Annotated in this window: 2 protein-coding genes; one reads left to right on the top strand and one right to left on the bottom strand. The window is 42.5% G+C overall.

The genetic code is table 11. The annotated features are described in order from the left end of the window. On the top strand, positions 1-198 hold a 198-nt coding region (locus AACW06_RS19785), incomplete at its 5' end, for a hypothetical protein (RefSeq protein ID WP_337923503.1). 428 nt (positions 199-626) lie between these two features. Here the strand turns inward: AACW06_RS19785 and AACW06_RS19780 are convergent. Beyond that, a partial coding sequence (locus AACW06_RS19780) for a hypothetical protein (protein WP_238336770.1) occupies positions 627-865 on the bottom strand: 239 nt, incomplete at its 5' end.

Genomic DNA, 865 nt, shown 5'->3' with positions numbered 1-865 from the left:
AGCAAAAATGATGATTATCGCATCTCACTGTTTTTATGTTCAGAGGTGTCGCACTTCGTACTTGAATCCAAGTCACATAACAAGCAATTCAAGTGGATTCTCAACGCGTGGCAGTTTTACTATGCGTTGAGTAAAGTGTTTTACGGTGCAATGCAGCGGCTTGGCCAGTGCGTTGTTCACCACTTAATTGGGCGTTAGCTGGGGTTAAGAAAAACGGTGAATTTAGGGTGGAAAGGCTTTCGGTTTTCTAGCTACACACCGGACAAGTCTCAGTTTCTCAACTATCTCGCCAGTGGCACTTTTCGGGAAGAGTTTGAACTTAACGAAGTCTGCTTACGGGAAGTGTTGTGCTTGTTAAGTTCGTTGGCGCGGTTTCTTTGTTGTCGAAATTCATGAATGCCTAAATTCGTTTCGTGTGCTCTGTCGTTGGCTTTTTCGATAGAATTCTTTGTAAATTACCATGGTTAGTAATGGGGATTTCCTCGGTCATTTCTTCTTTGCCAAGCGCATTTCGTGGATTGGGTTTTAATTTCACAGCTGTCCGTTTTACTTTGCCGCTTGAAAGCAATAATGTGTTTCAAATTAGGCATTTTGGTGTAATTTGCTAGCGAAAGTGCAGCAGCTAACTAGGCGTTTAAGACGGATTCCCAACGCTTGGGAGTTTCGGTTCTAGGTTGAATTTTGTGTTTAAGGCGCAATGGTTTAGGATTGTGGTCGCGTTGCTCACCACTTAACGCAGCGTTATGTGTTGGATGAGTTTTTGAGGTTAATTCTACGATTTCATTGAGAATTCGTTTCGTGTTTTCGGCAGGTTGGCTTAGTCGAAATGGATTCTTGAACAACTTGAGATTGATCGTTTTCAAGG

The sequence above is a fragment of the Vibrio sp. S12_S33 genome (genome assembly GCF_963889785.1).
Taxonomy (GTDB): Bacteria; Pseudomonadota; Gammaproteobacteria; order Enterobacterales; family Vibrionaceae; genus Vibrio; species Vibrio aestuarianus.
The sequence above is the reverse complement of the archived record's forward strand: the minus strand, read 5'-3'. Positions and strand labels throughout refer to the sequence as shown.